We start from the raw sequence: 24,300 nt of genomic DNA, 5'->3' as shown, positions 1-24,300 counted from the left end.
TCCGGGGGCGGTCCGCTCGCCGCTGCTCCTCACAGGCGGGGCCGGCGGTACGAGCGCCGCGTCCACGCCCAGCCGAGGACGGTCAGGGCCACGCACCACCCCACGGCCGTCCACGTCGTCGCCGCGTCGAGCGGTGTGCCCGCCAGCAGGCCGCGCACGGTCTCGATGACCGGCGTGAACGGCTGGTGCTCCGCGAAGAGGCGGACCGCGGTGGGCATGGTGTCGACGGGCACGAACCCGCTGCCCAGGAACGGCAGCAGCAGCAGGACCATCGGGGTGTTCGACGCCGACTCCACCGACCGGGCCGCCACCCCCATCGCCACGGCCAGCCAGGTCAGCACGACCGCGAAGAGCGTGGAGAAGGCCGCGAGGCCCAGCCAGCCGCCCCCGTCCGCGCCGGGCCGGAACCCGAGGAGGACGGCGACGCCGAGCACGGCCGCCGCGGCCACGAGGGTCTGCAGCACCGCGCCGACGACGGAACCGCCGAGCACGGCCACCGGCGCGACGGGCGTGGTGCGCAGCCGGGTGACGATCCCGCCCGTCATGTCCATGGCCACGCCGATCGCGGTGGCCTGCGCGACGCTCGCCGCCGTCATCACGAGGACGGCGGGGGTGATGTAGTCCAGGTAGGCGGCGCGCCCCGCGGCCCCGGGGGCGGTGCCCGCGGCGACGCCCGCGCCGAACGCCCCGCCGAAGACGTAGACGAACAGCAGCAGCAGCACGACGGGTGTGACCACGATCAGGACGGTCAGCGACGGGTAGCGGACCATCCGCAGCAGGCTGCGCCGCGTCATCGTGGCGAGGTCGCGCACCGCGCCGGGCAGGGCGGCCGGCGCTCCGCGGTGCGGGGCGGCGGGGTGGAGCGCGGGAGCGGCGGTGCTCATCGGGCCACCTCTTCCTTCTGGGTCGGGTCCTGGGCGGGTGCGGTGAGGGCGAGGAACACGTCGTCGAGGGAGCCGGCGTCGTGGGCGGCCTTGAGGCCGGCGGGGGTGTCGTGGGCGACGAGGCGCCCGCCGTGCAGGACGGCGACGGCGTCGGCCAGCTGGTCGGCCTCGTCGAGGTGCTGGGTGGTCAGCAGGACGCTGGTGCCGCCGGCGACGAGGCCGCGCACCTGCGCCCAGAGGTCGTGGCGCGCGCGAGGGTCGAGGCCGGTCGTGGGCTCGTCGAGGAACACGACCTGGGGGCGGGGGACGAGCGTCATGGCCAGGTCGAGCTTGCGGCGCGTGCCGCCGGAGAGCCTCTGGCCCTGCGTGCGGGCGGCGTCGCCCAGGCCGAAGCGCTCGAGCAGCTCGGCGGTGCGGGCGCGGCCCTCGCTGCGGGGCAGGTGGAACAGGTCGGCCACCAGGCGCAGGTTCTCGGCGACGGTCAGCAGCGGGTCGACGGCGGAGAGCTGGCCCGTGACGCCGATGAGGCGGCGGACGGCCTGCGGGGCGCGGGCGACGTCGTGGCCGAGGACGCGGGCGGTGCCGCCGTCGGCGGGCAGCAGCGTCGCGAGGATCGACAGGACGGTGGTCTTGCCCGCCCCGTTGGGGCCGAGCAGGGCGGTGACCGTCCCGGCGGGCACCGCGAGGTCCACGCCGTCGAGCACGGTCCGGGCGCCGTAGCGCTTGGTGAGTCCGGCGATCTCGATCGCCGGGGTCGCTGAGGTGGGCACGACTGCTCCTCGTGGCTGGGCCGGGGGACTCCCGGCGGCGCCGGGAGCCTCAGATGTCGAGGTCCTCGACCTCGGGTTCGCGGGCGTGGACGTCCACCAGCGCAGCGAGTTCGGCCGGGACGGCCGCCCGCAGCTCCTCGAGGTCGTCGAAGACGGCGAGGACGTTGGTGGCCGGGGTCTCGCCCCACTGCTGGTCGGCGCTGACGTGCTTGCGCCAGCCCGTGAGCCGGCCGTCCTTGCCGGCGGTGTGCACGAACCCCTTCGGCCGCGCGACGTGCACGGCGAAGCGGCCGCTGCGCGTGCGGTAGACGCGGTAGTGCTCCTCGTCGCCGCCGGTGACGCGGTGCCAGTCGATCAGCAGCACGCCCTGGAACCGCTGCTTCCTCGCGCCCGCACCCACGCGGACGGTGATCTCCTCGTACCCCTCGGCGCGGCCCTCCTCGACCTCGACGAGCCGGTGGACGGCCTTGGAGATGGCGCCCGACAGGTTCCCTCCCGTGAGTTCCTGCGCGCGCTGGAACACGGGGAGGTCGCTGTCGGAGACGTAGATCGTCTTGTTCGGCACGCTCTCATCGTAGCGATGAGACGAGTATACGCATACGTCTACGTACATCAAGAGGCGTCTTGATCCCGCCGTGATCATGCAGGTAGTACCTGCATGATCACGGCGGGGAGGGGTCACACCGGGAGGGGGGTGGCGGCGCGTTCGACGCTCGCCCAGCGGGGGAGGCGGAACCACTGCGGCAGCACCCGGCGGAACTCCTCCGGGCCCGCGACGCGCAGGTCGCCCGTGCTGAGCACCCGGTCCCAGCTGACGTCGCCGCGCCACACCCGGGTGAGCGTGCGCAGGTCCGCCTCGATCCGCAGCAGCGGCTCGAACCCGGGGTCGGTGTCGCAGACGTCCGTCTCGCCGTCCTCGACGACGAACCACCACGTGCCCGCGCGGCCCGCGGTCCCCGGGAAGCGGAACTGCAGGACGGTCCGGCCGGGCGGGAGCTCCTCGTGGCGCACGCCGTAGTGCATCTCCCACATCAGCAGCTTCGGGTCGAGGTCGACCTCGCCGAGCTCCCCGATCCAGCGCGTGCCCCAGTCGGTGAGCGCGACGACGACGGGCCGCAGGTCGCGGCCGGCCTCGGTGAGCACGTAGCGGACCTCCGCGCCCTCCGTCCGGCGCTCCAAGATCCCCGCGACGCTCAGCTGGTGCAGCCGCTTGGACAGCAGGCTCGGCGACATCCGCGGCAGCGCGCGCCGCATCTCGTTGAAGTGCTCGGTCCCGGCGACGAGTTCCCGGACCACGAGCAGCGTCCACCGCTCGTCGAGGAGTTCCATCGCCTTCGCGGTGGGGCAGAACGAGTGGTACGAGGCACCCATGCGCGAAGGGTAGGACCGGGCGGCGCCCCGCGACCAGGGCCGGGGACGGCCGGTACAGATCGTGCACTGGGGGCGGCGTGGCGCCCGCGCCCACACTCGACGGGACGGGGACGAGGACGCCCCACCGCGCACACCGGGAGACGCCATGACGGGCACGACGACCGCGAGCGGAACACCGACGACGACGAGCCCCCCGGAACCGGGAGGGGTTGCGCCGCAACCGGACGACCGCGCGCTGAAGGCGAAGCACCGGGCGATGTGGGCCTCGGGGGACTACCCCGCGCTGGCCCGCGAGGTGATCTCGGAGCTGGGCCCGGTGCTGGCGGCGGCGGCGGGAACCGGCCCCGGGCAACGGGTCCTGGACGTGGCGGCCGGCAGCGGGAACGCGGCGGTCCCGGCCGCGGTGACCGGGGCCGACGTCGTCGCCTGCGACCTCGCCCCGGAACTCTTCGCCGACGGTCGCCGGCGGGCCGCCGAGGCCGGGGTGGGCGTCACGTGGGTCGAGGCGGACGCGGAGGGCCTGCCCTTCGACGACGGGGAGTTCGACGCGGTGATGTCCTGCGTCGGGGTGATGTTCGCCCCGCACCACGCGGCGAGCGCCGCGGAACTCCTGCGCGTCTGCCGGCCCGGCGGCACCCTCGCCCTGCTCAGCTGGACGCCCGCGGGTTTCGTCGGGCAGCTGTTCGCGACGATGAAGCCGTACGCGCCCCCGCCCCCTGCCGGGGCGCAGCCGCCGCCGCTGTGGGGCGACGAGGCCCACGTGCGCGCGCTGCTCGGGGACGGGGCGGAGGTCCTGACGGCCGAGCGCCGCACGCTGCGGGTCGACCGGTTCGCGGCACGGGGGGCGTTCCGCGAGTACTTCGCCTCGCACTACGGCCCGACGATCAGCGTCTACCGGGCCGTCGCGGGGGACGCCGCGCGCGTCGCGGCCCTGGACGCGGCCCTGGACGACCTCGCGGCCCGCAGCACCGGTGCGGACGGGGCGATGGAGTGGGAGTACCTGCTCCTGACGGCCCGCCGCAGCGGTGCGCCCGCCTCGACGGGGACGGGGACAGCAACGGGGACGGGAACGGGGGCCGCGCCCGCCACCTCTTGACCGGAGAGCGTCCGGGCACACAACGTGTTCACCGTGAACACCACGGCGGTGCCCTACCTGGCGGGTTCGCTGCTCCTGCTCCTGGCGGGGGCCGCCAAGCTGCGCCGGCCGCTCGGGACCCGGCAGGCCCTGCGCACGCAGGGCCTGCCCTCCGCGGCCTGGCTCGTGCGGACGCTCGGCGCGGTCGAGGTGGTGCTCGCGGTCGCCGCCCTCGCGCAGGTGCCCGGCGCGGCCGCCGGGACCGCGCTGGCCTACCTGGGGTTCAGCGCCTTCGTGGTGCTGGCGCTCGTGCGTGACCGCCCGCTCAGCTCGTGCGGCTGCTTCGCCGGCCCCGACGTCCCGCCGACCCCCGCGCACGTCGTCGTGACGGTGCTCGCCGCGGCCGCCGCGACCCTCGTCGCGCTCGGGCGGCCCGCGGGCGTCCCCGCCCTGCTCGACGCCGGCCCGGCGGTGGCGCTCGCGGTCACCGGCTCGGCCGTCCTCGTCGCGTGGCTCGCGCTGCTGCTGATGACCCGGCTGCCGGAGCTCGTGGCCCTGCGGGGGGCGGCCGCGTGACCGCGCTCGTCGTGGGCCTGACCGTGGCCGTCGCGCTGCTGGGCGTCCTCGTCGCCGGGCTGCTGCGCAGCCACGCCGAGATCCTGCGCGCGCTGCACGAGCTGGGCGCGGGCCGCGAGGACACCACGCCCGGCAGCGCCGGCGGGCCCGTGGACCTGCCGTTCGAGGTCGGCCGCGGGGTGCTGTCCGCGGCCGGCGGCGGGGCCGGCGTGACGGGCACGGCCGCCCCGGACGTCGTCGGCACCACGCCCTCGGGCGACACCGTGCAGGTCAGCGTGACCGCCGGCGGCGGCGCGACCCTCGTCGCGTTCCTGTCCAGCGGCTGCCTCACCTGCCACGGGTTCTGGGAGCGCTTCGCCGCGTCCACCCCGGAGCTGCCGCCGGCCACCCGCCTCGTCGTCGTGACGCAGGGCCCCGAGCGGGAGAGCGCCAGCGCGGTGCAGCAGCTCGCGGGGTCCGACCTGCTCGTGGTCATGTCGACCGCGACCTGGGAGGCCTACGAGGTGCCGGGCTCGCCGTACTTCGTCCTCGTCGACGCCGCGACGGGTCGCGTCGCGGGCGAGGGCAGCGCCACCGGCTGGGACCAGGTGCAGCGCCTCGTGGGGGAGGCGGCCGGGGACCTGGCCCTCGCCCGCACCAGCCACGCGCCCCACGACCACTCCCGCGGCCACTCCCACGACCGGGACGCGGGCGACGGACCCCACCGCGAGGCGCGCGCCGACCGCGAGCTCCTGGCGGCCGGCATCGCCCCCGGCCACCCGAGCCTGCTGCTGACCGCCGACGAGGTCGTCGACCTCGACCGCCGGGACGGCTCCCCGCAGCCCGGCGGCCACGCCGGTGCGGGCGCGCCGGGCCGGGACTGAGCGCGTGAGCCTCGCGGCGTGGGCGCTGCTCGCGGGCGTGCCCACCGCCGTCGTCGCCGCGCTGCGGGCGATGTGGTCGCCTTGAGGCGAGTCGATGCTCTCGAGCATCACCCCGCTCGGTGAGCGGGGCCGCGCCAGCCGGTGGCCCGTGACGGTCGCCTTCCACCTCCTCGGCTCGGCCGCCGCCGGCACCGCGCTCGGCGCCCTCCTCGGGCTCGCCGGGGCGCTGCTGCCCCTCGAGCACGCCGTCCCCGCGGCCGTCGCGCTCGTCCTCCTCGCGGCCTTCTGCGCCGCGGCCGTGGCCGTCGAGACCGGCCGCCTCCCCGCGCTGCCCACCTGGCACCGCCAGGTCGACGAGGACTGGCTGCACCGCTACCGCGGCTGGGTCTACGGCCTCGGCTACGGGGCCCAGCTGGGCCTCGGCGTCGTCACGATCGTCACGTCGCCGCTGCTGTACGCCGCGCTGGCGCTCGCGCTGATGACGGGCGGTCCGGTGCCCGGCGCCGTCGTCGGGTTCGCCTTCGGCCTCGCGCGGGCCGCGCCCGTGCTGGCCACCCGCACCGTCACCACGGTCGCGCGCCTGGGGGCGGCGCACCGGCGGCTGGAGCGCCTGGCCCCGGCCGGGCGGGCCGCGGCGGCCACGACCGCCGCCCTGCTGGTGCTCGCGTGCGCCGGGCAGCTCGTGCTGGGGGTGCCCGCGTGAGGACCGGGGACACGACGGACGACGGATCTGGGACCCCGACCGGCGGGGACGCGACGACAGGAGGCTGCTCGTGCTGCTGAGCGCACACGGGATGGGGCTCGACGCCCCGCCCGGCTGGGAGGTCCGCATCTCGCGGCGTGCGGCCGCGGGGGAGGAGGGCGACTCGCGCACCCACCCCGTCCTGCACGCCGCGACGGTCGCGCTGCCCGTGGTGCGCGGCGACTTCGGCGGGGGCGTGACGGGGCTGCTCTCGGCCACCGACCTGTTCGTGTCGCTGTTCGAGCAGGGCCCCGGCGCCGTGGGCACCGCGCTGTTCTCCGACCGCGGCCGCCCCCGCCCCGTCGCGGCGGACTTCTCGCCGAACCGGCTGCAGCGCACCATCCCCGGCCAGTCCGGCGGCCAGTGGTTCTTCACCGAGGGCGGCCGGGCCTTCAGCCTCTACGTCGTCCTCGGCAGCCACGCCCGGCGCGTGGAGCTCGTGAACCGCCTGACGGGCGTCCTGTCGACGCTCGACCTCACCCCGGGAGACGCCTCGTGAGCACACCGCTGGTCGACCGCCTCGCCGGTCTGCTCGCCACCCGCACGGGCCGCCGCGGGTTCCTCGCGCGCACGGCCGTCGTGGGCTCGGCGCTCACCGTCGGGCCCGTGAGCTTCCTGACCCGTCCCGGCACCGCCTACGCCGCGGTCTGCGGCATCGACTCGACCTGCTCGTCGGGGTACACGGTGTTCTGCGCCACGATCAACGGCGGCGTGAACCGCTGCCCGCCCGGGAGCCTCGTCGGCGGCTGGTGGAAGTCCGACGGGTCGGGGTTCTGCTGCGGCGGGGCCCGGTACTACGTCGACTGCCACAGCTACTGCTCGTGCGGTTGCACCGGGCGCAGCACGTTCTGCGGCGAGGGCTGCCGCGCTGCTCGTGCGGGTGCGGGCCCGCGGGGCAGTGCGACCAGCGCAAGGTGTGCTGCAACGAGTTCCGCTACGGCCAGTGCCGCCAGGACGTCCGGTGCACGGGGCCCGTGTGGTGCCGCGTCGTCACGTGCACCCCGCCCTGGCGCATCCCGGCCTGGGACTGCTCGACGACGAGCGCGACCGACCAGCGCACGGGCCAGCACTCCGCGCCGTCGCTGCAGGACTGCACCGCGATCGGCAGCCGCTACACCGCCCTCGGCGGGCAGGGCGGGGTGCTGGGGGAGGCGCGCACGCCGGAGCTCGCGACCCCCGCCGGGGACGGCGCCTACCAGCACTTCGACGCCGGCTCGATCTACCTCTCCGCCCGCACGGGCGCCCACGAGGTGCACGGCGCGATCCGCGAGACCTTCGCCCGCACCGGGTGGGAGGCGGGGCCGCTCGGCTACCCCGTGACCGACGAGACGGCCACGCCGGACGGGCGCGGGCGCTTCAACCACTTCGAGCGGGGCTCGGTGTACTGGTCGGCCGCCACGGGGGCCTTCGAGGTGCACGGCGCGATCCGCGAGACGTGGCGGGCGCTGGGCTGGGAGCGCGGGCCGCTGGGCTACCCGGTCACCGACGAGAGCACGACGCCCGACGGGCGGGGGCGCTACAACCACTTCGACGGCGGCGGCGGGTCGTCGGTCTACTGGACGCCCTCGACCGGGGCGCAGGCCGTGCTGGGCGACGTGCGCCAGGCGTGGGCGCGCACGGGCTGGGAGGCCGGCCCCCTCGGCTACCCGGTGACGGGTGAGCGGCGCACCCCCGACGGCCGGGGCCGCTACTCCCACTTCGAGCGCGGGTCGGTCTACGCGACCGCGACCACCGGGGCCCAGCCCGTCGTCGGCGCGGTGCGCGACGCGTGGGCGGCCTCGGGCTGGGAGAACGGGCCGCTGGGCTACCCCGTCGCCGCGGCCGTCCCGGCGGGCCCCGACCTCCTGCAGCAGGCCTTCGAGCGGGGTTCCGCCCGGCTCACCGTCAGCACCGGGGCGGTCGTGCTCGTCCCGGCCTGAGGCCCCCGCGCGCGGGAGCCCCAGGCCGTCGGCGGTCAGTCCGAGAGCTTGAACACCGTCGTCGTGTCGTAGGTCTCCCCGGGCCGCAGGACGGTCGAGGGGAAGTCCGGCTGGTTCGGGGAGTCCGGGAAGTGCTGGGTCTCCAGGGCGAGGCCGTCGCCCTGGCGGTAGACCTTCCCGCCCGTGCCGACGAGGGTGCCGTCGAGGAAGTTGCCCGAGTAGAACTGCAGGCCGGGTTCCGTCGTGGAGATCTCCAGCGTCCGCCCGCTGTCCGGGTCGTGGACCGTGGCGGCCTTCTCGAGGTCGCCCTCGGAACGCCGGTCCAGCACCCAGTTGTGGTCGTAGCCCTGGCCGTACACGATCTGCTGGAACGGTTCCCGGATCCGCTCACCGATGGGCGTCGCGTGGCGGAAGTCCATCGGAGTGCCCTCCACGGGGGCGAGCTCCCCGGTCGGGATGAGCGTCGAGTCCACGGGCGTGTACCGGCTCGCGTCGATCTCGAGCTCGTGGTCCTCGATGGTGCCCGACCCCTCGCCGGCGAGGTTCCAGTACGTGTGGTTCGTGAGGTTCACGACCGTCGGGGCGTCCGTGGTCGCCTCGTAGTGCACCGACAGCTGCCGGTGCCGCGCCAGGGTGTAGGTGACCTCGGTGGTCAGCTCGCCCGGGTAGCCCTGGTCGCCGTCGGGGCTGACGAGGCGCAGCTTCAGCGACACCTCGCGCGACCCCTTCACGGGGGTCGCCTCCCACACCTGCTTGTCGAAGGAGTCCGTGCCGCCGTGCAGGCTGTTCGGGCCGTTGTTCAGCGGCAGCTGGTGCTCGACGCCGTCGAGGGTGAACTTCCCGCCGGCGATCCGGTTGCCGTAGCGGCCGATGAGCGCGCCGAAGTAGGGCCCGGGGTTGTTGTTGGCGACGTAGCCCTCGAGGTCGGAGAAGCCGAGGACCACGTTGTCGACGTCACCGTCCTCGTCCGGGACCTCGAGGCTCTGGACGATCCCGCCGTAGGTGAGGATCCGGACGGTCGTGTCGCCGTTGCGCAGGGTGTAGCGCTGCACCGCCGTGCCGTCGGGGGCCGTGCCCCACGCCTCGGCGGAGATGCTGGGGCGCGAGCGGGCGGACGCGGCGGACGCGGCCGTCAGGCCGGTGGTGGCCACGAGGCCCAGACCGAGGACCGCGGCGAGGGCGCGGGTGCGCGTCAGGCGCGGGGAAGTGCTGGCAGGCATGGGATCTCCGGGGGTGAGGCGTCGTTGCCGGTCCGGTGCACGGCTGGTGCACAGGGGGAGTGCCGCGAACGTAGGGCTGCGCCACAGCGGTGTCAACGGGCCGTGGCCGCGCGTGCCCGCAGGGGCAGCGCCGCGTCCGGACGGGTGGTGCGCCCGGACGGGCGCCGACTCTCCCGCCCCCGACTCGTCCTGCCGACTCGTCCCGCCCGACTCGTCCTGCCGACTTGTCCAGGGCGCGAGGTGACCGAGGATGGTGGGGTCCCGCCCCCTCCTGCGCCCCGCGGGGGACCCGGCGTGCGGGGCGGTCGCTTGACACGGCAGGCGGCGCGGACAACAATTTGAAACCGCAACAACCGAGGAGACCTCCGTGACCGAACCCCGCTGGCTCTCTCCCGACGAGCGCCGCGTGTGGTTGCGGCTGGCCGCCCTCATGGAGCTGCTCCCGGCCGCCCTGGACGCCCAGCTGCAGCGCGACGCCGACCTGACGACGACCGCCTACCTGACGCTGGCCATGCTCTCGGAGCAGGAGGACCACCGGCTGCGCATGAGCGAGCTCGGCGCCCGGTCGAACTCCAGCCCGTCGCGCATGTCGCACGTCGTCGCGCGCCTGGAGAAGGACGGCTACGTCCGCCGCGTGCGCAGCGACCAGGACGGTCGCGGGCAGGTCGCCGTGCTCACCGACGACGGCCTGGCCAAGGTGCGCGAGACGGCGCCGGGCCACGTGGAGAGGGTGCGGGAGCTGGTCTTCGACCCTCTGGGCCCCGAGAAGCTGGACGAGCTGGACGAGGTCGCCTCGGCGCTGCTCGGCGTGCTCGACCCGGGCAGCCGCTTCGCCGCGACGGCCCTCGAGCGCAGCCACTGCGCCGGCAGCTGAGGCACCCCGCGGCTGAGACCTGCCTCCCGGCAGGCCCCGGCCGCGGGGCGTCGGACGGAAACCGTCAGAGGTTGGCGGGCGGGAAGCCGACCTCGCCGCGCCAGGAGTGCTGGGGGTCGTAGCCCAGCACCCGGCGGGCCTTGTCGATGGACAGCAGCGTCTCGTGCTCGGCGAGCTCCTTGCGGACCTCGACCCCCGGGAAGACCTCGGCGACGAGGTCCGCGCTGGAGCGGCTCATCACGGTGTCGGCGTTGGCGATGATGAACACCTCGACACCGGCCTCGGCCCGCTGCAGCGACAGCCGCACGGCCTGCGCGCCGTCGCGGGCGTCGATGTAGCCCCAGAGGTTCCACTTGCGCGCCGCGACGTCGGCGTCGAAGGACGGGAACGCCGCGTACTTGTCGACCGACATGACGTTGGAGAACCGCAGACCCGTCATGGTCAGCTCGGAGTCCCAGCGGCAGAAGTGGTGGGCCATCTCCTCCTCGAGCGCCTTCACGAGGGAGTAGGTGGACTCCGGGCGGACCCGGTACTCCTCGTCGAGGGGCACGTACGGCGGCGGCGTCTCGAAGGGGATCCCCAGCAGGGTCTCGCTGGAGGCCCACACGACGCTCTTGATCCCGGCCAGGCGCGCGGCCTGGAACACGTTGTAGGTGGCGGGGGCGTTGTTGCGGAACGTCGCCCCGTTCGGCACGAGGCCGGAGGCGGGGATCGCGGCGAGGTGCACCACGGCGTCGACGCGCGGGCCGCGGTCGTCGGTCGCGCCGGCCAGCACCTCGACGACCTGGCCGTAGTCGGTCAGGTCGACGGAGACGAAGTCGCCGGTCCAGCCGGGCGGCGGCGTGCGGTCCAGGGCCAGGACGCTCCAGCCGTGGGCGGCCAGGTCGGCCACGACGACGCGGCCGAGGCCACCACCGGCACCGGTGACGGCGACGCGGCCGCCCTCGGGTGCGGCGCTCACGCGCGGACCGCGGGGGAGCAGGGGGACAGGGGGAGGTGGGACAACGTCATCGTCCTCTTCTGGTTCGGTCGTGCGGGGGGAACCCGGTCACCGGTCGGCGATGACCCGGATGGCGGAGGTGTCGACGCCGAGGACGGCGCGCTCGTCGGGCTTGCCGGGCAGGACCCGGGCGACGTAGGACGTCGCCGCCTCCTCGATGCCGACGTCGCGCCCGGCCTGCTCGGACAGGTACCAGCGGTGCTCGAGGACCTCGTGGAAGAGCTCCGCGGCCTCCATCTTGCCGCGCAGCTCGCGCGGGACGTGGCGCTGCACCGGCTCGAAGACGGCGGCGACCCAGTCGTGGGCCACCATCTCCTCGTCGTCGCTCTGGCGGCCCGTGGCCGCGCGGTAGGCGTCGAGGTCGTTGAGCAGGCGGCGGGCCTGGTTCTCCTCGGCGTCCTGTCCCGTCAGGCGCAGCAGCCGACGGGAGTGGTGGCCCGCGTCGACGACCTTGGGCTCGATGCGGACCGTGGTGCCGTCGATGTCGGTGGTGATGTTGAGCTCGCCGACGTCGAAGCCCAGGTCGTTCAAGCGCCGGATGCGGGCGTCCACGCGCCAGCGGTCGCCCTTCTCGAAGGACTCCGCCTCCGTGAGCTCCCCCCACAGGGCGCCGTAGCGGGACACGATGCGGTCGGCGATCGCGATGACCTCGTCGAAGTCGGCCTCCAGGGCCTCCGACGCCACGACGTCCATGAGCTCGCCCGCGATGTTGGTGCGGGCCAGGTCGAGGTCGTAGTTGCGCTGCCCCGGGGTCAGCTCGTCGTGCAGCTCCCCGGTCTCGGCGTCGACGAGGTAGGCGGCGAACGCCCCGGCGTCGCGGCGGAAGAGCGTGTTCGACAGCGACACGTCACCCCAGTAGAAGCCCGTCAGGTGCAGCTTCACGAGCAGGACGGCGAGGGCGTCGACCGCGCGGCGGGCGGTGTCGGGCCGCAGCGTCTGGCTGTACAGGGCGCGGTAGGGCAGCGAGTACTGCAGGTGCCGGGTGACGAGGACGGCGTTCAGCGGCTCGCCGTGCACGTCGACCCGGCCGGTGATGACGGCCACGGGCTGCACCGAGGGCACGTCCAGCTTGTTCAGCGTGCGCAGCATCCGGTACTCGCGGAAGGCGATCGGCGCGTTCGTCTCCTTGACGGCGAGGACGCGGCTGCCCAGCCTCACGAAGCGGACGATGTGGCGCGAGATGCCCCGCGGCAGGGCGGCCAGGTGGTGCTCGGGCCACTCCTCGAGCGGGACCTCCCAGGGCAGGTCGATCAGCTCCGGGTACGGCCGGGCCGCCGTGATCTGCAGCGAGGTCGTCGTCGGCGTGCTCACGGGGTCATCATCCACCCTCTCGGTGCGCTGTCCTGCGGAGGAGATCGCCGACGCGCGGACCGGACGCACGGCGGGGCCGCCACCTCCGCAGAGGTGACGGCCCCGTCGTCAGCGGTGCGGGACGCTCAGGCGCCGATCCGCAGGCCGGACTTGTCGTCGAACAGGTGCACGTGGCCCACCTTGGGGGTGAAGTGCACGGTCGAGCCCTTCTCCGGGGGACGGCGGCCGTCGACGCGCGCGATGACCTGCAGGTCGCCGCCGCCGGTGCCGCCCTCGCCGCGCAGCGTGCCGTAGATGTAGGCGTCGGCGCCGAGCTCCTCGACGACGTCCACGACGACCGGCAGGCCCTGGTTGGAGAGCTCGAGGTCCTCGGGGCGCACGCCCAGGGTGAGCTTGTTGCCCGTGGCGGCGAGCGCGGCGCGCTCGACCGGGTGCACGGTGTCGCCGAACTTCACGCCGCCCTCGGTGGTGTCCAGCGTCAGGAGGTTCATGGCGGGGGAGCCGATGAAGCCCGCGACGAAGACGTTGTTCGGGTGGTCGTACATGCGGCGGGGGGTGTCGACCTGCTGCAGGAGACCGTCCTTGAGGACCGCGACGCGGTCGCCCATCGTCATGGCCTCGACCTGGTCGTGGGTGACGTAGACGGTCGTGACGGCCAGGCGGCGCTGCAGCGACGCGATCTGCGTGCGGGTCTGCACGCGGAGCTTGGCGTCGAGGTTCGACAGCGGCTCGTCCATGAGGAAGACCTGCGGCTGGCGGACGATGGCGCGGCCCATGGCGACGCGCTGACGCTGACCACCGGAGAGCGCCTTCGGCTTGCGGGACAGGTACGCCTCGAGGTCGAGGATCTTGGCCGCCTCCTGCACGCGGCGCTTGATCTCGTCCTTGGGGGTGCCGGCGATCTTCAGGGCGAAGCCCATGTTGTCGGCGACCGTCATGTGCGGGTACAGCGCGTAGTTCTGGAACACCATCGCGATGTCGCGGTCCTTCGGGGGGACCGTCGTGACGTCGCGGTCGCCGATGAGGATGCGGCCGCCGTTGACGTCCTCCAGGCCGGCGAGCATGCGCAGCGAGGTGGACTTGCCGCAGCCGGACGGGCCGACGAGGACGAGGAACTCGCCGTCCTCCACGTGCAGGTCGAGGGCGTCCACCGCGGGCTTGTCGCCTCCGGGGTAGATCCGCGTCGCCTTGTCGAACGTGACCGTAGCCATCGTGTCTTTCCTTCCACCGGCAGGTACGTGCCGGACGATCCGTCGTGGAATGGACCCCGGAGGCCGTCCGAGCGGGGCTCGGTGCAGCCGGCGGGGAGTGTGGAGTTGTGCCTGAGCCACGAGGTCCCGCTGCGTCCCACGACCGAGTGGGAGGAGCGGGAGTCACCTGCGACTCCGACCCCGTGGTGCCGCCTCACACGAAGGTCGCGGCGCCGCGGTGAGCCAGATCCTGCCCTGGGAAAGCGTTCTCGTCCAGGGATGTGATGCAGTCCACAGGGTGTTCACCCTGGTGGACGCCGTGCGCGGCGTCGGGGGGACGGCTCGCGCCTTGGTCGTGGGCTCCCCCGCGGGAGGAGGAGAATCGGTCCCGTGGACCTGGAAGAGACCAAGCTGCCGGGCGTGGGGCTGCGCCACGACTTCACGACCGTGCGCGGCCGCCGCATCGGCGTCATCTCGCAGCGCGGGGGGGACCGCGAGCTGCTCCTGTACTCGCAGGACGACCCCGACGCGTGCCACGCCGTCGTCGACCTCGACCCCGACGAGGCCGAGGTCCTGGCCGAGCTGCTGGGGCAGCCGCGCGTCATCGAGCGCCTCGCCCGGCTGCGCGAGCAGATCGAGGGCCTGGCCACGGAGGGCATCTACGTCGAGGCCGGCTCGCCGTTCGACGGCCGCACGCTGGGCGACGCCGCCATCCGCAGCCGCACCGGCGCCTCCGTCGTCGCGCTCGTGCGCGCCGGCGAGGTCCTGCCGTCCCCCGCACCGTCCCAGCGCTTCCAGGCGGGCGACAAGATCGTCGTCGTCGGGACGCAGGAGGGGGTCCGCGCCACCGCGGACGTCCTCGCGAACGGCTGAGGCGGGGTGCACACCGCTGCACTGCTGATCGAGCTCGGCGCGGTCATCTTCGGCCTCGGCCTCGTGGGCCGGCTCGCGGGCCGGCTCGGGATCTCCCCCGTGCCGCTGTACCTGCTGGCGGGGCTCGCCTTCGGCGCGGGCGGTGTCCTCCCGCTGAACGCCCCCGAGGAGTTCCTGGACGCCGCCTCCGAGATCGGCGTCGTCATGCTCCTGCTCCTGCTGGGGCTGGAGTACTCCGCGGGCGACCTGCTGGGCAACCTCAAGCGGCAGGCCCCCGTCGGGGTGCTCGACCTGTTCCTCAACGGGCTGCCGGGCGCGGCGATCGGGCTGCTGCTCGGCTACGGCCCCATCGGCGCGCTGGCCATGTTCGGCGTCACCGCCGTGAGCTCCTCCGGGATCGTCGCCAAGGTGCTCGCCGACCTCGGCCGCCTGGGCAACCGCGAGACGCCGAGCGTGCTGGGCATCCTCGTCCTCGAGGACCTCGGCATGGCCGTCTACCTGCCGGTGCTGACCGCGGTGCTCGCGGCCTCCGGGGTCTGGGAGGCGACCGGCTCGGTCCTCATCGCGCTCGCGTGCCTCGCCGTCGCGCTCGTCGTGGCCCTGCGCTGGGGCTCGGTGATCTCCCGCTTCGTCTCCGCGGGCTCGAACGAGGTGACCCTGCTGCGGGTGCTCGGACTCGCGCTGCTCGTCGCGGGGGTGGCGGAGCAGGTGCACGTCTCCGCCGCCGTCGGCGCCTTCCTGCTGGGCATCGCGCTGTCCGAGGACCTCGACGAGGAGGCGCACCGCTCGCTGGAGCCCCTGCGCGACCTCTTCGCGGCCGTGTTCTTCGTGTCCTTCGGGCTCTCCACCGACCCGAGCACGCTGCCGCCCGTCCTGCTGCCCGCCGCGGCCCTGGTCGTCGTGGGGGTCCTCACCAAGCTCGTGACCGGCTGGTTCGCCGCCAAGCGCGCGGGCATCGCGATCCCCGGCCGCATCCGCGCGGGCGCCGCGCTCGTGCCGCGCGGGGAGTTCTCCATCGTCATCGCCGGGCTCGCGACCGCCGCCGGGCTGGACCCGCAGCTCGCCGCCCTCGCGGCGGCCTACGTCCTCGCGATGGCCGTCCTCGGGCCGCTGCTGGCCCGCTGGGCCGACCCCGTCGCCCGCCGCTGGGTGCGGCGCCAGCGCGAGCGGGCGGCCACCGCCCGCTGAGCCTCCCGGCGGACCGGGGAGTCAGCGGGCGCGCAGCTGGACGAGGTGGGCCAGCAGCAGGGCCACCTCGTCGGGGTCGCTGACCCGGTGCGCGGCGCGGGTGTCGCCCGAGCCGACCTTGACGCCGAGGTCGCCGTCGTCCTGCGCGAGCACCGCGAAGGCGTCCTCGTCGGTGACGTCGTCGCCCGCGAAGAGCACGGCCTCGACGGGCCCGCCCGCGGCCGACAGGGCCTCGCGCAGCCGCTGCAGCCCTGCGCCCTTGCCGAGCGGCACGGCGCCGATCTCGACGACCTCCTTGCCGCGCAGCGCGTGCACGCCGTCCAGCGCCGCCGGCCCGGCCAGGGCCGCGCGCGTCGCCTCGACCGCCACGACGCGGTCCGCGGCGCGCGTGTGCAGGACCGCCGACATGGGCTTGCGCTCCACCGAGGTCCCGGGGTGTGCCGCGGCGATCTCGTCGAGCTGCTCGCCCAGGCGCACCAGCAGGGCCTGCTCGTCGTCGCTGAGCTGCCGGCCGCCGCCGGGGCCGTCCAGCGAGCTCTGCGTGCCGTGCCCGCCCACGAGGACGACGCCCGGCGGGGGGCTCGCGCACGCCGCGAGGTCGGTGATGTCGCGCCCCGACACGAGCGCGACGTCGGTCGTGGCCACGAGCGCCGCGAGCGCCTCGGCCGAGGCCGGCAGGGCCCGCGCCTCGGACGGCACGTCGACGATGGGGGAGAGGACCCCGTCGAAGTCGAGGGCCACGAGCACCCGCCCGCGCCCGGCGAAGGCCTCCAGCGCCTCCACGAGCGAGCCGCGCAGGACGTCGACGGCGCGGGGGCTCACGAGGAGTGCTCCACGGCCGCGGCCGCCTGCGGGTTGTGCTCGTCGTGGTGCTGGGCCAGGGCATCGAGGAAGGACGCGGCCCAGCGCTGGACGTCGTGGTCGCCGACCCGCCGGCGCAGGGCCCGCATGCGGCGGCCCGCCTCCCGCGGCGACATGGCCAGCGCCCGGACGATGGTGTCCTTCAGCCCGTCGATGTCGTGCGGGTTGATCATCAGCGCCTGGCCCAGCTCGTCCGCGGCACCCGTGAACTCCGAGAGCACCAGCACGCCGCGCTCGTCGTGGCGGGCGGCGACGTACTCCTTGGCGACGAGGTTCATGCCGTCGCGCAGGGCGGTCACGAGCATGACGTCGGCCGCCAGGAACAGGGCCGCCATCTCCTCCCGGCCGTAGGAGTGGTGCAGGTAGTGCACGCCGGTGTGGGCGATCGTGGAGTAGGTGCCGTTGATGCGCCCGACAGTGACCTCGACGTCCTGGCGCAGCTGCACGTACTGCTCGACGCGCTCGCGGCTGGGCGTCGCGACCTGCACCAGCGCCGCCTCGCCCACCTGCACGCGGCCGTCGTCGAGGAGCTCCTCGAAGGCCTTGAGCCGGTGCAGGATCCCCTTGGTGTAGTCGAGGCGGTCGATGCCCAGCAGGACGTGCTCCGGGTCGCCCAGCTCGTGGCGGATCTCCGCGGCGCGCGCGATGACGTCCTCGCGCTGCGCGAGCTGGTCCAGCGCCTGGAAGTCGATGGAGATGGGGAACGACGCGGCCCGCACCTCGCGGCCGTCCTCGGCGTCCAGCCGGATGCGCCCGGCGCGCGCCGGCAGGTTGCGGGCGCGGCGGCAGGCGCGCGTGAAGTTGTTGGCGTCCGCCGCGCGCTGGAACCCGATGAGGTCCGCGCCCAGCAGCCCGTCGATGATCGCCGCGCGCCACGGGAGCTGCGCGAAGATCTCGAACGGCGGGAACGGGATGTGGTTGAAGAACCCGATGGACAGGTCGGGGCGGCGCCGGCGCAGCATCCGCGGCACGAGCTGCAGCTGGTAGTCCTGCACCCACACCGTCGCGCCCTCGGCCGCCTGCTCGGCGGCCGCCTCCGCGAACCGCTCGTTGACGGCGACGTAGGCCTCCCACCAGCTGCGGTGGTAGCCGGGCGCCACGATCACGTCGTGGTAGAGCGGCCACAGCGTGCCGTTGGAGAAGCCCTCGTAGTAGTCCTGCACCTCCTCCGCCGACAGCCCGATCGGGACGCAGCGCACGCCCTCCGCGTCGAAGGGCTCCGGGGGGTCGCCGGGCGTGCCCGCCCAGCCCACCCAGGCGCCGTCCTCGCGCTGCATGACGGGTTCGAGAGCGGTGACGAGACCACCCGGGCTGCGACGCCACGAGGTGCTCCCGTCGGGTTCCTCGACACGGTCGACGGGGAGGCGGTTCGCCACCACCACCAGGTCGTAGTCGCCGGCCATGGGGTGGGCCCTCCTCCGTCGGTGATCGTCGTCCGGACCCTACCGGGGAGCTCCCGCCCGCACCCGTCGGTGGCGGGCGCCGCCGCCCCGGGTCCACCCGTGGGACGAGGTCGCGGAGGCCGCGCTGCCGTAGCGTGGCCCCCGTGGTGACCCCCTTCCCCCGTTCCCCCGGCGACGCGCTCCCGCGCCCGGCCGGGAGCGGTGGCGGGCCGGACGCGACCCCCTCGCTCGGCTTCGCGCCGGGCCAGCACGCCCCGGCGCCCGGCTCCCGGCTGGGCCGCTACCGCCTCGACCGCGTCGTCGGCGAGGGCGGCATGGGCGTCGTCTACCTGGCCCTGGACCCCGACCAGCGCGCCGTGGCCCTGAAGGTCCTCAAGCCGCACATCGCCGCCGACCCGCACGCGCGCCAGCGCCTGGTGCGCGAGGTCGCGACGCTCGAGCGGGTGCGCTCGCCCCGCGTCGCCGAGGTGCTCGAGGCCGACGTCGAGGGCCCGTGGCCGCACCTGGTGACCCGCTACGTGCCCGGCATGCCGCTGGACGCCGTCGTCGAGTCGCGCGGGCCGCTGACCGGCACGGCGCTGCGCGACCTCGGCCACGGCCTCGCCGAGGCCCTGCACGCCATCCACGCCGCGGGCGTCGTGCACCGCGACCTCAAGCCCGGCAACGTCCTGCTGCTCGACGGGATGCCGGTCGTCATCGACTTCGGCATCGCCCACGTCGCCGACGACGTCCGGCTCACCTCCACGGGCCTCGTCATGGGGACCCCCGGCTACCTCTCGCCCGAGGTGGTCCTGGGCGGGCACGTCTCGCCCGCCACGGACTGGTGGGGCTGGGCCGCGACCGTCGCCTACGCCGCCAGCGGGCGCGCGCCCTTCGGCAAGGGCCCCATGGAGGTCGTCCTCGACCGCGTCCGGCGCGCCGACGTCGACCTGTCCGGCGTGCCGGGGGAGCTGCGGGCCCCGCTGCTCGCCGCGCTCGCCGTCGACCCCGCCGACCGCCCCGACCCCGCCGTGCTCCTGAGCGCGCTGGACGGGGCGACCACGGGGGCTCTCCCGCAGTCGCCGCCCGCGTCGCGGTTCTCCGCGCTGATGGCGCCGGAGACGGCGGCCGTGCCGGTCGTGCGGCCCGGCTCCTCCGCCTCCGCCCCGGCCGACGGGACGCAGGTCTTCGAGCCGCAGCGCCGCCCCGCGGCGGAGTCGCCCGCGGAGTCCACGACCGTGCTGCCGCCCGTGGCCGCCCCCACGGCGCAGGTGCCGCAGGCGCCCGCCCGGGCGACCGTCGCCCAGCAGGCCCCGCCCGGCTGGATCCCCGGCGTCCCCGGCCCGGGCGCCGGGCAGCCGCCGCAGGGCCCGGCCGGGCGCTACGGGCCGCCGCCCCAGCCCGGGGCGCAGCAGTTCCGACCGACTCAGCAGCCGGGGCCCTCCCCGCAGTCCGGACGCACGCAGCAGTTCGCGCCGGGACCGCAGGCCTTCGGCGCACCGTCGGGGAGCCGGCCCGCGGGTCAGGACCGCCCGCGCCTGGGCACCAACGGTGAACCCGCGCGCCCGCAGCGCAGCTGGACGCTGCTCGCGGGGCTCCTCGCCCTCCTCGGGGTCGTCGTCGTCGCCCCGACCGCCGGGGTGATCCTCGCGTTCGCGCTGGGTGTCCTGGCCCGCACGGTCGACCGGGCCGCCGCGGGGCTGTTCCGCCGCCGCTGGGAGGCGGGCCCCCGCTCCAGCGACGCGCTCGCGGTCGGGTTCGCGACGCCGTGGCACGTCGTGCGCGCCGTGCTGTCGACGCTCGTCGCGTCGATCATCCCCGTGCTCGTGGGGGTCAGCGTCGTGTTCATCGGCGCCACCCTCGCCAGCGGCGAGCTCGCCGACCGGCCCGACTCCCCGGTCCTGCTCGGCCTCGGCGGTCTCGCCGGGCTGCTCGTCGCGTGGTTCGGTCCCGGCAGCCGCTCGCTCCAGCGCGGTGGGCGCACGGTCGTGCGGACGCTGCTGCGCGGGGAGCGCGAGACGGGGATCGTCATCGGGGTGCTGCTGCTCGTCGCCGTGGCCGCGCTGCTCACGTCGCTGGGCGCCCAGGGCCCCGACTGGAGCCCGCTGGCGCAGTCCCCGCTCCAGCTGTTCTGACGCCGCTTTCCCGACCCAGCCGTCCCGACGCCTTCCTGAGGGCGCGCCCTCAGCGCGTCAGCGGGGGCGTGCTGGCGCGCAGGAGCACCTCGCCCTCGACGAGCTCGACCCGGCGCTGCGCCGGCTCGGGGGCGTCGAGGAGGTCGAAGACCGCGCCGCCGATGTCGGCCAGCGGCAGCCGCACCGTGGTCAGCGCGGGGCTGACGTCGCGCAGGGTCGGGATGTCGTCGAAGCCCGCGACGGCCACGTCGCCGGGCACCTCGAGCCCCGCGTCCCGCAGCGCCGCGATCGCGCCGACGGCCATCACGTCGTTGGCCGCGAAGACGCACGGGGGCGTGCCGCCCCCGGTGCGCGGCCGCCCCGGCGAGCCCAGCAGCCGCGTCAGGGCGTCGTGCGCCCCGTCGCGCGTGAAGGGGGAGGGGACGACCCGGCGCTCGCCCTCGGCGACCCCGGCGCCGGCGAGGGTGTCGACGAAGCCGCGCGTGCGCTCGGCCGCGGTGAGCAGGTCCGGCGGCCCGCCCAGCACGACGAACTCGCGGTAGCCCACCCCGAGCAGGGCGCGGGCGAGCGCGGCGGCGCCCGCCTCGTTGCCCAGCAGGACGGTGTCGACGTCGAGGACGTCCTGCGTCACGGCGGCGACCCGTCCCCCGGAGGCGCGGAAGGCGTCCAGCTCCGCGCGCAGCGCGGTCAGGCTCGCGAGGTCCTGCCAGCGGCTGCCCACGAGGACGACGGCCCGGACCCGCTGCCGCCGCAGCGCCGCGACCTGGGCGACCTCGCGCTCCCGCGACCCGTCGGTCACGGCGAGGGTGACGATGACGTCCGCGTCGGCCGCCCGGGTCATCAGCCCGGCGGCGATGGAGGAGAAGTACGGGTCGGCGATGTCGTGCACGACGAGGCCGACGACGTCCGAGCGGCCGCGGGCCATGGCCTGGGCCTGCGCGTTGGGCCGGTAGTCGAGGCGGGCCGCGGCGTCCGTGACGCGCTCGCTGAGGGCCTCACCGACCGTGCGGGTGCTGCCGTTCAGCACGCGGGAGGCCGTGGCCAGCGAGACGCCGGCTTCGCGGGCCACGTCGTCCAGCGTCACGAGCCCCGCGCTCGCCCGCCCCCGGCGCCGGCGCGCGGGTGCCCCGGCCGGACCCGCGCCGGCGGACGAGCCGGCCTCGGAGGTACCCGGTACCCCTGAGGTGCTCGTGTCCTCGGAGGGGCTGGCGGCGCTCACGCGCCCATCCTGCCCGGTGACCGGTGCGATCAGGGGCGTTGTGCGGCAGCCCAGCGCTCGGCGACGTCGTGCAGCGCGCGCCGCTTCACGGCCTCGCCGAAGAGGCAGAGCCCGGCGTTGAGGGCCACGAGGCCCACCGTGCCCTGCCCGGCCCAGCGCAGCAGGCCGCCGCTGCCGCGGCGCGTGCTCGCGTCGATCGCGGTGCTCACCCCCGCCCCGACGAGGAGCAACCCGCTGGGTGCCAGCACCTTCCAGGCGCGGTAGTCGTCCACGGCCCCAGCCTGCACCGCCGTCGCGCGCAGCGCAGCCGCAGGCGCTCAGAGGATGTCCGCGTACTCCTCGCGGTGGCGCTGCACGTGAAGGCGGACGAAGGAGCAGGCGGGCACCACGCGCAGCCCGCGGCGCCGGACGTCGGCCAGCGCCTCGTCGACCAGCTGCGTGGCGAGGCCCTCGTGCTCGTGCTCGGGGTCCACCTCGGTGTGGGTCATGGCGATCGCCCCGTCCTGGGGCACGTAGTCGGCCAGCGCCACGACGCGGCCGTCCAGGCGCCCCTCGTAGCGGTGCGCCACCTCGTCGTGCGTGACGACGAGCTGCTGGGTGCTCACGGTTGCCTCCCGGGATCGACTGACCGCGCCAACGCCCCCCGGCGCCCGCTGCTTCCCGCCTCGCTCCCCGGTGCGCGGACTCGGGCCCGGAGGCGGCGCGCGGCTACGATGCGGAGGTGCCGGGGCGCGCCCCGGCAGGCCAGCATGGCGCAACTGGTAGCGCACCGAACTTGTAATTCGGGGGTTGGGGGTTCAAGTCCCCCTGCTGGCTCCGGCACCGCACTCGTCATCCACGGGTTGGGGGTTCAAGTCCCCCTGCTGGCTCCGGCACCGCACTCGTCATCCACGGGTCGGGGGTCCACGTCCCCCTGCCGGCTCAGGAGTTCGACAGCGCAGTGGTCCGGCGCTCGGTGGCTCGGCGCCTCAGCGGGCCGGCGCCAGGTGCTCCGCGAGGAAGCGGACCATCGCGGCGGCCAGCGTCTTGCGCGACGACGCGCGCCGGTAGTCGTGGCCCTCGCCGGGCAGTTCCAGGTAGTCCACGGGGCGGTCCAGGGCCCGCAGCGCGGCGACCACCTGGTGCGCCTCGCCGATGGGCACGTTGGTGTCGAGCTCGCCGTGGACCACGAGGAGCGGCACGTCGATCGCGTCGACCTGCGCGAGCGGGGAGACGTCCTCGATGAGCTTGCGGTCGCGCTCGGGGTGGCCGTACTTCGACACCGCCGCCGCGGCGATCCAGGGCTCCGTGTCGCGGTAGAAGGTCGTGAGGTCGGACATCCCGCAGATGTCGATGCCCGCGGCGAAGACGCCGGGGGAGAAGGCGAGGGAGGCGAGCGTGAGGTACCCGCCGTAGGAGCGGCCGGTGACGGCGATCCGGTCCGGGTCGGCCAGCCCGCGCTGCACGAGGTGGTCGGCGCACGCCAGGACGTCGGCGAAGGCGCCGTAGCGGCCCTCGACGTCGTCGGCGTGGACGAACTCCCGGCCGAACCCCGACGAGCCCCGGACGTTGGGGGCGAACACCGTCAGCCCCGCGGCCACCATGGCCTGCGCCTGCGGCGAGAACGTGGGCCGCTCCTGCGCCTCCGGCCCGCCGTGCAGGCTGAGCACCGCCGGCCCGGGGCCCTCCTGGCCCGGCGGCCGGTACAGCCACCCCGTCAGGGGCAGGCCGTCCTCCGCCGCGAACGTCTCCAGGACGGGCACGACGCACTCGCGGTCGGGCAGCGGGGGCCCCTCGGTGACGCGGGTCCAGACCTGCGTGACCGTGTCGACGTGCCACAGCTCGCGCGGGCGCTGCGGCCCCTCGACGCCGAGGATGACGCTGCCCCCGTCGCGGGACAGGACGGGGTTCGCCGCGACCAGCCCGGGCAGGCCGTGGACCGCCGTGCGCTCGTGGGTGGTGGTGTCGAACAGCTCCAGCTCGCTGGAACCCGCGACGTTCCACACGAGCAGCAGCAGCCGGCCCGCGTCGTCGGCGTCCAGGCCCTCCAGCTCGGCGTCGTCGCGGAACCCCAGGGTGCGCGGTTCGCCCTTGAACCCGTTGGGGCCGAACGGCATCCCGATGAGCTGCCGGCGCGGGAGCCCGACGTCGGAGGCCAGGTAGACGTACACCGGGCCCGTCTGGCCCTCGGGCGCCGGGCGCAGCAGCGCGACGTCGGTGGACCCCGTGGCGCCGTGCGGCAGCAGCGTGGAGTGCTCGTCGATCAGCCGGTCGACGACGGTGCAGAACTGCTGCCCACGCTCGCCGTCGATGAGGACGAGGAACCGCTCCTCGAGCGAGACGTCGAGCACGTGGAACAGGTCGCCCTCGGCCAGCGGGTCGAGGCGGCCCGTGGCGGGGTCGCCCAGGAACGAGCGGGTGGGCCGCCCGGCGTCCGGTGGGAACGTCACGACGACCCGGTGGCCGCTGCGGGTCCACGGGCCGAGCTCGGCGTGCTCGCTCGCGTCGCCCGCGATGCGCCGCGCGTCGCTGCCGTCGGGGCGCACGACCCACACCTGGGTGCGGACACCGCCGTCGGTGGCGACCGCGCACGCCAGCCACCGGCTGTCCGCGGCCCACGTCACCGACACGACGGGGTCGTCGGAGAGGGGGAGGTGGCGCGCGGCGGGGGGCGGCCCGTCGAGCACGACGTCCTGGATCCACAGCTGGGGCACGCCCGAGCGGTCGGAGATGAACGCGACGCGGCGGGCGTCCGGCGTCATGGTGGGGCTCCAGCTGCCCCAGGCGTCGACGAGGCCGTCGGCGAAGCCGATCGCCTGCTCCAGAACGGGCACCGCCGTCGTCGTCTCCATGCCCCCATCGTGGTCC

Annotated in this window: 24 protein-coding genes and 1 tRNA gene; 11 read left to right on the top strand and 14 right to left on the bottom strand. The window is 75.3% G+C overall.

Annotated features, from left to right (window positions below):
- Window positions 1-29 precede the first annotated feature (29 nt).
- From F1544_RS00905 to F1544_RS00890, 4 genes are all read right to left on the bottom strand, one after another.
- On the bottom strand, window positions 30-884 hold the full coding sequence (locus tag F1544_RS00905; RefSeq protein WP_167580986.1) for an ABC transporter permease: 855 nt from the start codon (window positions 882-884) through the stop codon (window positions 30-32).
- On the bottom strand, window positions 881-1,654 hold the full coding sequence (locus F1544_RS00900) for an ABC transporter ATP-binding protein (RefSeq protein ID WP_167580984.1): 774 nt from the start codon (window positions 1,652-1,654) through the stop codon (window positions 881-883). Before F1544_RS00900 ends, F1544_RS00905 begins: the two co-directional genes overlap by 4 nt.
- A 49-nt stretch (window positions 1,655-1,703) precedes the next feature.
- Window positions 1,704-2,219: an EXLDI protein gene (locus F1544_RS00895; protein ID WP_167580982.1), complete on the bottom strand. Its 516-nt coding sequence runs from the start codon at window positions 2,217-2,219 to the stop codon at window positions 1,704-1,706.
- A gap of 113 nt (window positions 2,220-2,332) precedes the next feature.
- A complete protein-coding gene (locus F1544_RS00890; protein ID WP_167580980.1) occupies window positions 2,333-3,025 on the bottom strand; it encodes a winged helix-turn-helix transcriptional regulator in 693 nt (230 codons plus the stop codon).
- 256 nt (window positions 3,026-3,281) lie between these two features.
- Between F1544_RS00890 and F1544_RS00885 the strand changes: the two genes are divergently transcribed.
- The 6 genes from F1544_RS00885 (at window position 3,282) to F1544_RS00860 (ending at window position 8,200) form a co-directional block, all read left to right on the top strand.
- Entirely contained in the window at window positions 3,282-4,121 is an 840-nt protein-coding gene (locus F1544_RS00885) for a class I SAM-dependent methyltransferase (protein ID WP_244307586.1), read from the top strand.
- 33 nt (window positions 4,122-4,154) lie between these two features.
- Window positions 4,155-4,676, top strand: coding sequence for a MauE/DoxX family redox-associated membrane protein (locus F1544_RS00880; protein ID WP_167580976.1), 522 nt, complete (start codon window positions 4,155-4,157; stop codon window positions 4,674-4,676).
- Window positions 4,673-5,539, top strand: coding sequence for a TlpA family protein disulfide reductase (locus F1544_RS00875; RefSeq protein ID WP_167580974.1), 867 nt, complete (start codon window positions 4,673-4,675; stop codon window positions 5,537-5,539). Before F1544_RS00880 ends, F1544_RS00875 begins: the two co-directional genes overlap by 4 nt.
- Window positions 5,540-5,633: 94 nt before the next feature.
- Window positions 5,634-6,242 (top strand): urease accessory protein UreH domain-containing protein, encoded by a 609-nt coding sequence (locus F1544_RS00870; protein ID WP_167580973.1) that lies wholly within the window; start codon window positions 5,634-5,636, stop codon window positions 6,240-6,242.
- A gap of 70 nt (window positions 6,243-6,312) precedes the next feature.
- Window positions 6,313-6,780 (top strand): hypothetical protein, encoded by a 468-nt coding sequence (locus tag F1544_RS00865; RefSeq protein WP_167580971.1) that lies wholly within the window; start codon window positions 6,313-6,315, stop codon window positions 6,778-6,780.
- A 415-nt stretch (window positions 6,781-7,195) separates the two neighbouring features.
- Window positions 7,196-8,200 (top strand): LGFP repeat-containing protein, encoded by a 1,005-nt coding sequence (locus tag F1544_RS00860; RefSeq protein ID WP_208971036.1) that lies wholly within the window; start codon window positions 7,196-7,198, stop codon window positions 8,198-8,200.
- A 35-nt stretch (window positions 8,201-8,235) separates the two neighbouring features.
- Here F1544_RS00860 and F1544_RS00855 read toward each other — a convergent pair whose 3' ends face one another.
- On the bottom strand, window positions 8,236-9,420 hold the full coding sequence (locus F1544_RS00855; protein ID WP_167580969.1) for an aldose epimerase family protein: 1,185 nt from the start codon (window positions 9,418-9,420) through the stop codon (window positions 8,236-8,238).
- Window positions 9,421-9,787: 367 nt separating this feature from the next.
- Between F1544_RS00855 and F1544_RS00850 the strand changes: the two genes are divergently transcribed.
- Entirely contained in the window at window positions 9,788-10,294 is a 507-nt protein-coding gene (locus tag F1544_RS00850) for a MarR family winged helix-turn-helix transcriptional regulator (RefSeq protein ID WP_308469806.1), read from the top strand.
- 64 nt (window positions 10,295-10,358) lie between these two features.
- Here F1544_RS00850 and F1544_RS00845 read toward each other — a convergent pair whose 3' ends face one another.
- The 3 genes from F1544_RS00845 to F1544_RS00835 form a co-directional block, all read right to left on the bottom strand.
- Window positions 10,359-11,255: an NAD-dependent epimerase/dehydratase family protein gene (locus F1544_RS00845; RefSeq protein ID WP_167580967.1), complete on the bottom strand. Its 897-nt coding sequence runs from the start codon at window positions 11,253-11,255 to the stop codon at window positions 10,359-10,361.
- Window positions 11,256-11,342: 87 nt separating this feature from the next.
- The gene (locus F1544_RS00840; protein ID WP_167580965.1) at window positions 11,343-12,605 is read right to left on the bottom strand and encodes a DUF4032 domain-containing protein; all 1,263 of its coding nucleotides are present in this window, start codon (window positions 12,603-12,605) and stop codon (window positions 11,343-11,345) included.
- Between the two features lie 125 nt (window positions 12,606-12,730).
- The gene (locus F1544_RS00835) at window positions 12,731-13,816 is read right to left on the bottom strand and encodes an ABC transporter ATP-binding protein (RefSeq protein WP_167580963.1); all 1,086 of its coding nucleotides are present in this window, start codon (window positions 13,814-13,816) and stop codon (window positions 12,731-12,733) included.
- A gap of 369 nt (window positions 13,817-14,185) precedes the next feature.
- Between F1544_RS00835 and F1544_RS00830 the strand changes: the two genes are divergently transcribed.
- Complete coding sequence (locus F1544_RS00830) at window positions 14,186-14,668, top strand: cation:proton antiporter regulatory subunit (RefSeq protein ID WP_167580961.1); 483 nt, start codon at window positions 14,186-14,188, stop codon at window positions 14,666-14,668.
- Between the two features lie 6 nt (window positions 14,669-14,674).
- A complete protein-coding gene (locus tag F1544_RS00825) occupies window positions 14,675-15,856 on the top strand; it encodes a cation:proton antiporter (protein WP_167580959.1) in 1,182 nt (393 codons plus the stop codon).
- A gap of 21 nt (window positions 15,857-15,877) precedes the next feature.
- Here the strand turns inward: F1544_RS00825 and otsB are convergent, their stop codons facing one another.
- Window positions 15,878-16,678 (bottom strand): trehalose-phosphatase, encoded by an 801-nt coding sequence (gene otsB, locus F1544_RS00820; protein ID WP_208971035.1) that lies wholly within the window; start codon window positions 16,676-16,678, stop codon window positions 15,878-15,880.
- Complete coding sequence (locus F1544_RS00815; protein WP_167580957.1) at window positions 16,675-18,120, bottom strand: alpha,alpha-trehalose-phosphate synthase (UDP-forming); 1,446 nt, start codon at window positions 18,118-18,120, stop codon at window positions 16,675-16,677. Before F1544_RS00815 ends, otsB begins: the two co-directional genes overlap by 4 nt.
- Before the next feature lie 143 nt (window positions 18,121-18,263).
- On the opposite strand from F1544_RS00815, the gene F1544_RS00810 reads away from it, so the two are divergent.
- Complete coding sequence (locus F1544_RS00810; RefSeq protein ID WP_167580955.1) at window positions 18,264-20,234, top strand: serine/threonine protein kinase; 1,971 nt, start codon at window positions 18,264-18,266, stop codon at window positions 20,232-20,234.
- Between the two features lie 49 nt (window positions 20,235-20,283).
- On the opposite strand, the gene F1544_RS00805 is transcribed toward F1544_RS00810, so the two are convergent.
- From F1544_RS00805 to F1544_RS00795, 3 genes are all read right to left on the bottom strand, one after another.
- Window positions 20,284-21,318, bottom strand: coding sequence for a LacI family DNA-binding transcriptional regulator (locus tag F1544_RS00805; RefSeq protein ID WP_167581340.1), 1,035 nt, complete (start codon window positions 21,316-21,318; stop codon window positions 20,284-20,286).
- 164 nt (window positions 21,319-21,482) lie between these two features.
- Complete coding sequence (locus F1544_RS00800; protein WP_167580769.1) at window positions 21,483-21,725, bottom strand: hypothetical protein; 243 nt, start codon at window positions 21,723-21,725, stop codon at window positions 21,483-21,485.
- 45 nt (window positions 21,726-21,770) lie between these two features.
- Window positions 21,771-22,058 carry a GNAT family N-acetyltransferase gene (locus F1544_RS00795; RefSeq protein ID WP_208971034.1) on the bottom strand — a complete coding sequence of 96 codons (288 nt, stop codon included), beginning with the start codon at window positions 22,056-22,058 and terminating at the stop codon, window positions 21,771-21,773.
- Window positions 22,059-22,196: 138 nt separating this feature from the next.
- On the opposite strand from F1544_RS00795, the gene F1544_RS00790 reads away from it, so the two are divergent.
- Window positions 22,197-22,269 (top strand) — tRNA-Thr (locus tag F1544_RS00790).
- A gap of 152 nt (window positions 22,270-22,421) precedes the next feature.
- Here the strand turns inward: F1544_RS00790 and F1544_RS00785 are convergent.
- On the bottom strand, window positions 22,422-24,284 hold the full coding sequence (locus tag F1544_RS00785) for a S9 family peptidase (protein WP_167580952.1): 1,863 nt from the start codon (window positions 24,282-24,284) through the stop codon (window positions 22,422-22,424).
- Window positions 24,285-24,300 lie beyond the last annotated feature (16 nt).

This window comes from Kineococcus rubinsiae (assembly GCF_011839805.1).
Taxonomy (GTDB): Bacteria; Actinomycetota; Actinomycetes; order Actinomycetales; family Kineococcaceae; genus Kineococcus; species Kineococcus rubinsiae.
Note: the sequence above shows the minus strand (reverse complement) of the source record. Positions and strands in the feature narration are given on the sequence as shown.

Bases quoted from the DNA above. Each gene is read 5' to 3' on its own strand.
- F1544_RS00835 (WP_167580963.1), bottom strand. From the start codon at position 13,816: ATGGCTACGGTCACGTTCGACAAGGCGACGCGGATCTACCCCGGAGGC.
- F1544_RS00785 (WP_167580952.1), bottom strand. From the start codon at position 24,284: ATGGAGACGACGACGGCGGTGCCCGTTCTGGAGCAGGCGATCGGCTTC.
- F1544_RS00885 (WP_244307586.1), top strand. From the start codon at position 3,282: ATGTGGGCCTCGGGGGACTACCCCGCGCTGGCCCGCGAGGTGATCTCG.
- F1544_RS00815 (WP_167580957.1), bottom strand. From the start codon at position 18,120: ATGGCCGGCGACTACGACCTGGTGGTGGTGGCGAACCGCCTCCCCGTC.
- F1544_RS00855 (WP_167580969.1), bottom strand. From the start codon at position 9,420: ATGCCTGCCAGCACTTCCCCGCGCCTGACGCGCACCCGCGCCCTCGCC.
- F1544_RS00905 (WP_167580986.1), bottom strand. From the start codon at position 884: ATGAGCACCGCCGCTCCCGCGCTCCACCCCGCCGCCCCGCACCGCGGA.
- F1544_RS00890 (WP_167580980.1), bottom strand. From the start codon at position 3,025: ATGGGTGCCTCGTACCACTCGTTCTGCCCCACCGCGAAGGCGATGGAA.
- F1544_RS00870 (WP_167580973.1), top strand. From the start codon at position 5,634: ATGCTCTCGAGCATCACCCCGCTCGGTGAGCGGGGCCGCGCCAGCCGG.